Origin of the sequence: Micromonospora palythoicola, assembly GCF_036689795.1 — a bacterium.
Lineage (GTDB): Bacteria > Actinomycetota > Actinomycetes > Mycobacteriales > Micromonosporaceae > Micromonospora > Micromonospora palythoicola.
Window position 1 is genome coordinate 1 of the sequence record NZ_JBAGKI010000118.1, and the last position, 7088, is coordinate 7088.

A 7088-nucleotide genomic window follows, 5' to 3' on the forward strand; every position below is an offset into this window, starting at 1 on the left:
CGCCGGGGCCCTCCCCCCCCCGCCGCCCCCCCCCCCCCCCCCCCGGCCGGCCCCCCCCCCCCCCCGCGGGGGTGGGGGGCCCCCCCCCCCCGCCCCCCCCCCCCCCGCCCCGCCGCCGCAGCGCGACGACCACCGCCAGGTCGACCAGTGCCACCCCGACGAAGACCACCGCCCACCCGGCCGGTTCCGGACGGACCTCGGCGGCCAGCAGCGGCAACAACGGCTGAACGACCAGCAGCGCGGCGAACCACGGTACGGCCAGACGGCTGATCCGGGCGTAACCGACCGTCACCGCCGCGCTGATCGCCACCACCAGGGCGGCGTACCGGCTGCCCGGCCAGGCGGTCACCCCGAACAGGTCGACCGACCAGGCGGCGTACCCGTCGAGCAGTACCAGCAGCAGCCCGACGGCGGCGAAGGTCTCCGCGGTGCCGCGCAGTCCCCGCCGACGTGCGATCAGCGGCACCGCCAGCAGCAGCGCGGTGAACGCCAGCAGGATGGCTGCCCGACCAGCCACCCCGACCGACGCCCAGGCGACCGCGGTGAAGACCGTCGCCGCCGTGCCGAGCAGCAGTCCACCCAGGACGAAGAGCAGGCCCTGCACGGTCCGCGTCGACGTCTCCGCGCCGCCCGGGCGTACCGGGACGGACGCGGACCGGCCACCGGCCGGCGCCGGAGCGGTCGCCGGGTGCCCGCCGACGGCCGGTACGGCGCGGTGGTTCGGCGGCGTGCCGGGCACCGGGAACTCGGCCCGGACCGCGGCGGCCAGTCCGTCCCGCCGCCGCCGCACCGCGTCCAGCCGCCCGGCCAACCCCTCGTACGCCTGACGGGCCCGCTGCACCTCACCGCCCAGCGCGACGATCTCCCGGTCGAGCCGGATCACCTCGGCGGCGGCCTGGTGCGGCGGTCGGCCGCAGCCGGTGCAGCCGGAGGTCAGATTCGCCGGGCTTCCGCAGGCCGGGCAGGGGTAGGCGTTGTCCACGCCGTCATCCTCGACGGCCGGACGCCGCCGGCACCAGAGTGCGCGTACTCAGGAACGGGTGTGCTCGAAGACCCAGGCGGCGTACCCGGGATGGCCGCACTCGACCCGGGTGACCAGGATCTCCGGCACCTCGTACGGATGGCTGGCCCGCAACTGCTCGACCAACGCGTCGACCCGGTCGGGCGCGGTCTTGAACTGCACCGACCATTCGGTGCTGGTCTCCACGCCCGACCGCCACCAGTATGTGCTGTCCACCTGGCCACCCACCTGCGCGCAGGCCGCCAACCGCCCGGCCACCGCGGCGGCGGCCAGCAGATCGGCGACCGACCGCGCGTCGACCACCGTCGTCACCACGCTGATCTGCTCCACCCGCGCACCCTACGTCGCGTCGTCGCGGTTGGTCGCGATCCACTCGTCTATCCGACTCCACCATTCGTAGAGCCAGTCGATGCGTTCCTGCCGGCCGGTCGGCACCTCCTCCGGCGGCACCGACCAGAACCGCATCACCAGCCGCTTGTCCATCGGCAGTTCCCGCCACACGTCGGTGACGGTGAGCATCCGGTCCAGGCCGGTGTGCGCCACGAAGATCACCCCGGCGTCGGGTGCGGCGTCCAGCGCCGCCAGCAGTCCACCCGGCTGTGGAGCGAGTACGTGCCGCATCGCCTCCGCCTTCAGCGCCATCCGCTCGTGTCCCCGGTCGCGCAGCCGGGCGATGGCCCGCAACCGGCGCTTCGGGGTGAAGTTGCTGCCCTCGGGAAAGATCACGAAGGCGTCGTCCTCGTCCAACCCGGTGGCCAGATGCCCGACCTGCTCGGTCAGCGAGCCCCGGCCGTCGTGCCCCGGCGCGATGAACCGGCTCGGCAGCCGGTTGAGCAGCACGTCGATCGCCGGATCCCACTGAAGCGTGTCCTTGAGCACGATCCGTGGCTCCCGCCGGAACCAGTTCACCAACGCGTGGATCAGGATGAACGAGTCACCTGGACCGGCGTGCCGGCACAGCACCAGTTCCGGCCGGCCCGGCAGGGCGGTGTCCGGGTCGGTACCGACCACGTCGATGCGCAGCCGCAGCATCCACCGGGCCTGCCAGAAGAACACCCGCAGGAACCAGCCGGCCAGCACGTAGTGGGCCCGCTGGAAGGCCGGTGCGCGTACCCGCCAGCCGAATCCGGAGCCGACCCAGAGCCCGAAGAGGCTCAGCAGCGCCGTCGCGTCCCAGACCAGGTAGAAGCAGCCGAGCCAGAGCAACCGCAGGGGACGCAAATGCCCGGGGACGAACGGGGACACGGCGAGGGCGAGCAGGGCCCACAGCGGCACCGTGGTGACCAGCAGGATCGCCAGCAGCACCACGCCCGGTGCCAGCAGCAGACGGCGCAGCCAACGCGGCGGTAACGGCATCAGCGTTCCAGGTTGGCCAGGTAGTGCCGGGAGGCCGAGTAGGCCCGGCTGATCCGTCGGCCCACCGCCGCCATGTCCCGGTACGCCCACGGAGTGTCGTCGCGTGGCTCCAGCCCGCCGGTCGGCAGCACGTGCACCTCAACCCCGTCGGGCAGGGCGGCCATCTCGCGGGCGAACCGGTGCCGGCGGGCGATCTCGAACGCGACCTGGGCGATCTCCCAGGGTCGCCGGGGCGGTGCCAGCGCCCGCTCGATCCGGCCCACCTGGAGTACGAAGATCCGGCCGGCGCCGGCCGCGACCGCCTCGCCGATCGGGATGGAGTTGACGATCCCACCGTCCACGTAGTGCTGATCACCGATGCGGGCCGGCGGCAGCAGGCCCGGCACCGAGGCGGAGGCGAGGACCGCCGGCACCACCGGCCCGCTGACGAACCAGTGCTCGGCGGCCCGCTCGATGTTCGCCGCGCAGCAACGGAACGGAATCTTCAGGTCGGCGAAGGTGGTCTGGGCACCGAGTTCGTTCTCCAACAGCTTGCGCAGCGGCCGGGGCGAGTGCAGGTGAGTACGGGCGGCGAAGCGTCGCAGTTGCCGGGCGACCGAGTCGCCGTACACCTCGCTGGCCTCGGGGGAGGCCCAGAGCCGTACCAACCGGTCGGTCACCGCCTCGGACGGGTCGGCCGCCACCAGGGCGCCGTTGACCGCGCCGATGGAGGTGCCGAGCACCAGGTCGGGCCGGATTCCGGCCCGGAACAGGGCGCGCAACATGCCCACCTCGACCGCGCCCAGGACGCCCCCGCCGCCGAGCACGAAAGCCACCGGTCCCCGCGCCATGCCGTTCATCCTGGCACGGCCGGGCACCGACGGTCCCCTCCCGTACCTCCCCCGCGCCCGTGGCACCCCACCGCGACGCGGCGCTCACCGACCGGTCGCAACCGTCGTTGTGCATCGAGGCCCGTTGACAGGTGAGCAACATTCGCGCAACCTGATACCGCTCCCACCTATGAGGCAGGTGCGATCCGTGAAGCCAGCGCTGCAGCCCGGCCGGTTGCTGGCCACCAGATACCGGCTGATCGACCAGATCGGCTCCGGCGGCATGTCGGTGATCTGGCGGGCCCACGACGAGGTACTCGACCGGGTGGTCGCACTGAAGGTGCTCGCCCCGTCACTGGCCGCCGACGCCAGGTTCCGCGACATGGTCCGCGAGGAGGCCCGCGCCGCCGCACAGCTGGTCCACCCGAACGTCACCTCGGTGCACGACTACGGCGAGACGGTGTCGCCGGACGGCGCCATCACCTCGTTCGTGGTGATGGAACTGCTCGCCGGTGAGGAGCTGGAGTTCCGGCTCACCGAGGGGCCGCTGCCGTGGCCACAGGCGGTGGAGATCGGCGCCCAGGTCGCCGACGCGTTGGCCGCCGCGCACCGGCTCGGCATCGTGCACCGGGACATCACCACGGCCAACGTGATGATGACCCAGGTCGGCGCGAAGGTGCTCGACTTCGGCATCGCCACCCGGATCGGCGCCCCCGACGACGACGAGGACGGTGCCACCTTCGGCACCCCCGCGTACGTGGCGCCGGAGCGGCTCGACGGCGCGCCGGCCCAACCGGCGACCGACGTCTACTCGCTCGGGGTGCTGTTGCACGAGACCCTGACCGGCCGGGTGCCGTACCCGGCGGACACCTGGGACGAACTCACCGTGGCGCTCGCCGAGCGCCCGCCGCCGTCGCTGGCCGGGGTGCCGGGGTTGCCGGCCACGGTGGCCGAGATCTGTCTGCGCTGCCTGTCGCGGGATCCTGCCGACCGTCCCACCGCGCGGCAGGTGGCCACCGTGCTGCGTGACCAGATGCTGCCCGCCGATCCGCAGGCCAGCACGATGCTCGCGCCCACCGTCACGCTGCCCACGACGGGCCGCCCCGACGTCGCCGCCCCGGCTCCCGCCTGGGTCCTACCGACCGTCGGCCCCACCGCTCTGCAGCCTGCTCTCGCCGGGGCCTTCTCCGGCGCGCCGGCAGGCATCTCGGTCGCTCCGGGTGGCACGGTCGACGGCGCCGCCGGGCCGCCGGACGGGCGCGACACACAGACCGCCACCGGGCTGGTCGACGGCGGGTCCGTACCGGTCTCCGGGGTGGATCCGGGTCGGGGGCGGCGGCTACCGCGCCCGGCACCGGTGACCGGCGACGACCCGCAGCGTGGGCGGCGACCGTGGCGCCCGCTGCTCGTCACGGCGGCCGTGGTCGCACTGGTCGCCACGGCGCTGACGGTGCCGGCACTGCTGCCGGACGACGACGCCGGACCGCCCGCCGTGCTGCCCACGACCGGTCCGACGGCGACGGCCGAGCCGGCCCCACCGGACGACACCGTCAGCGTGCCGCCGAGCCCCGCACCGTCGAGCACCTCGGCCACGCCAGCGGCGACGACCGGCGCGCCGAACCCGCCCCCGGGTGGCGACAGCCTCGTCGAGGCCGCGAACCGTCTGGACGAGGTGATCGGTGCCGGTCTCGCCGACGGTGGCATCCGTGACGATGTCGGCCTCGACCTGCGCAACGAACTGCGCAACCTGACCCGGGAGGTGACCGGCGGTCAGGGTGAGTTGGGGCCCGGCGTCGCCCGGCTCCGGGAGAAGGTCTCCATCCGACTGCGCGAGAAGGGTCTGAGCCCGGCGTACGCGCAGCAGTTGGACGCGGCGATCACCGCGCTCGGTGCCGCGCAGGTCTGAGCGGCACGACCGGTCAGGCCGGGGTGACCCGGGCCGGCTCGCGGACCGCGGCCCGGGGGGTCGCGGCCGCGAGGAAGCGGCGGTACACCTCCTCGTAGCCGGCGGCCATCCGCTCGGTGGAGAAGGTCCGGGCCACGTGCGCCACGCAGTCCTCCGGGGCGAGGTCGACGGACCGCCGCAGGGCCGCCGGCAGTTCGTCCGGCCGCTGGCAGATCAACCCGCTCACCCCGGGGCGGACCAGTTCCGGCACCGCGCCCCGGTTCAGCGCCACCACCGGCGTCCCGGTCGCCATCGCCTCCAGCATCACGATGCCGAACGGCTCCTCCCACTGGATCGGCATGACCAGGCAACGCGCCTCGACCAGCAGCCGCAGCACGGCCTTCCGGTCGGCGTCGAGCACCACCGTGACGTCCGGCCCGAGCATCGGCCGGATCACCTCGTCGTAGTAGCGCCGCTCGGCGGGCTCGTTGCACTTGCCGGCCAGCACCAGCGGCAGACCCGCCGCGCGGCAGGCCCGGATGGCCAGTTCCGGCCCCTTGTCCGGGCTGAACCGGGCGAGCCACAACACCGGTCCTTGGCTGGGGGCCTCCTTGCGCGGGAAGCCGTCCAGGCTCATCGCGTTGTGCACGGTGCCGACCCAGGGCAGCTGCGGATTCAACCCCCGTTGGGTGTGTGAGATCGCCACCAGGCCCACCCCCCGGTCGGTGTCGCTGAGCACGGTGCCGTACTCGCCCACCGGGTTTCCGTGCACCGTGGCCACGGTGGGTACCTGCCGTCGCCCGGCCACCAGCGGACCGATCGTGCTGTGGTCGTGCACGATGTCGAAATCGGCCGCACTGAGCAGATGGTTGACCCGGGCCAGGTGGGCCAGTTCGGGCAGCGCCGCACCGAGGCGGTCGAACTGCAACTCGTCGAGGGTGGCGAGGAAGTCGGCGGCGGTGCCGTGCGCCGCGCCGGCACCCATCAGCGTCACCGCGTGCCCCCGGGCGATCAGGGCGTCGACCAGACCGGCCACCACGTGTTCCAGTCCGCCGTAGCCCGGCGGCGGCACCGACAGCCAGGGCGGCACGACCATGGCGATCCGCAGCCGCTGCTCGCGCGCGAGGTTGTCGGCCACGTGCCCTCCCCGTTGCTGTGCGGGGGCGTCGGCCCCGATCGGCTTCCCTGCTGGGATCGAGCGTCTTCCCGGTCCCGGCATGGACAAACCGGGGGCCGGATCGCCAGATCAGCCACCCACCAGCAGGTGATCACGTACCATGCACACGCCCTCAGCCGACCATGCGATCCGTTCCGCCTGATCCCGCTCCCACCAGGACCGCACCACCCCGCTCAGGGTCACCGTGTCGCCGCGTACCTGGACGACCACCCGTTCCGTGCCGATTCCCCGCATCAGGGCCCGTTGGACGTCAGTGCGGATCCGGTCGACGTCGGCCGGCGCGGCGGACCGCACCTCGACCAGGTTGGTGACGCCGCGTACGCCCCGCAGCCGGCGCAACTCCCGCTCGGCGGTACGCCGCTGCCAACCGAACTCCACGGTGCCGCGTAGCATCAGCCACCCGTCGGCGACGGTGAGGTCCAGCCGCTCGGCCGGCACGAAACTGTGCCACTCCAGCGCCCGGCTGGCCGCGATCGCCAGGTCGCAGTCGGTGATGTCGACCGGACCGGTGGGTCGTACCTCGATGTCGTCGGCGACCGCCCGCACCCCGCGTACCCGTTGGGCCCCGCGCACCGCCGCCCACCTGCGGGCGGCGCTGTCCACGCCGCCGGCCAGCGACACCACTCCGTCGTGCACGCTCACCCCGATGTCGGTGGAGCGCACCTGCGCGTCCCACGCGAGTTCGGCGAGCACGTCGCGCTGGATCTGGTCGTCGCTGCGGGTGGCCGTCGCCGTGGTCATGACACCCTCCGGTTCCGCTTCGGCAGTCTCCGCCGCCGATGTTGCCGGCCGGCGGGGTGAGCCCGGTTCACCCGGGGTGGGTGTACCGGGCCCGGGACG

General features: G+C 73.7%; 6 protein-coding genes and 1 pseudogene. 1 reads left to right on the top strand and 6 read right to left on the bottom strand.

From position 1 onward, the window contains the following. The 4 genes and pseudogenes from V5O40_RS27520 to V5O40_RS27535 all read right to left on the bottom strand — a co-directional run. Positions 1-982: pseudogene (locus V5O40_RS27520) on the bottom strand (hypothetical protein); the annotation flags it as partial. Positions 983-1030: 48 nt separating this feature from the next. After that, positions 1031-1351 carry a divalent-cation tolerance protein CutA gene (cutA, locus tag V5O40_RS27525; RefSeq protein ID WP_269738116.1) on the bottom strand — a complete coding sequence of 107 codons (321 nt, stop codon included), beginning with the start codon at positions 1349-1351 and terminating at the stop codon, positions 1031-1033. A 9-nt stretch (positions 1352-1360) separates the two neighbouring features. Further along, positions 1361-2377 carry a 1-acyl-sn-glycerol-3-phosphate acyltransferase gene (locus V5O40_RS27530; RefSeq protein WP_332908152.1) on the bottom strand — a complete coding sequence of 339 codons (1017 nt, stop codon included), beginning with the start codon at positions 2375-2377 and terminating at the stop codon, positions 1361-1363. Continuing rightward, positions 2377-3207, bottom strand: coding sequence for a patatin-like phospholipase family protein (locus V5O40_RS27535; RefSeq protein ID WP_093405517.1), 831 nt, complete (start codon positions 3205-3207; stop codon positions 2377-2379). The genes V5O40_RS27530 and V5O40_RS27535 overlap by 1 nt, the downstream gene beginning before the upstream one ends. 187 nt (positions 3208-3394) lie before the next feature. On the opposite strand from V5O40_RS27535, the gene V5O40_RS27540 reads away from it, so the two are divergent. Continuing rightward, positions 3395-5092 (top strand): serine/threonine-protein kinase, encoded by a 1698-nt coding sequence (locus tag V5O40_RS27540; protein ID WP_332908153.1) that lies wholly within the window; start codon positions 3395-3397, stop codon positions 5090-5092. A gap of 13 nt (positions 5093-5105) precedes the next feature. On the opposite strand, the gene V5O40_RS27545 is transcribed toward V5O40_RS27540, so the two are convergent. Further along, positions 5106-6290 carry a glycosyltransferase family 4 protein gene (locus V5O40_RS27545; RefSeq protein WP_408631962.1) on the bottom strand — a complete coding sequence of 395 codons (1185 nt, stop codon included), beginning with the start codon at positions 6288-6290 and terminating at the stop codon, positions 5106-5108. A gap of 27 nt (positions 6291-6317) precedes the next feature. Then, the gene (locus V5O40_RS27550) at positions 6318-6989 is read right to left on the bottom strand and encodes a BON domain-containing protein (protein WP_332908154.1); all 672 of its coding nucleotides are present in this window, start codon (positions 6987-6989) and stop codon (positions 6318-6320) included. Positions 6990-7088: the final 99 nt, after the last annotated feature.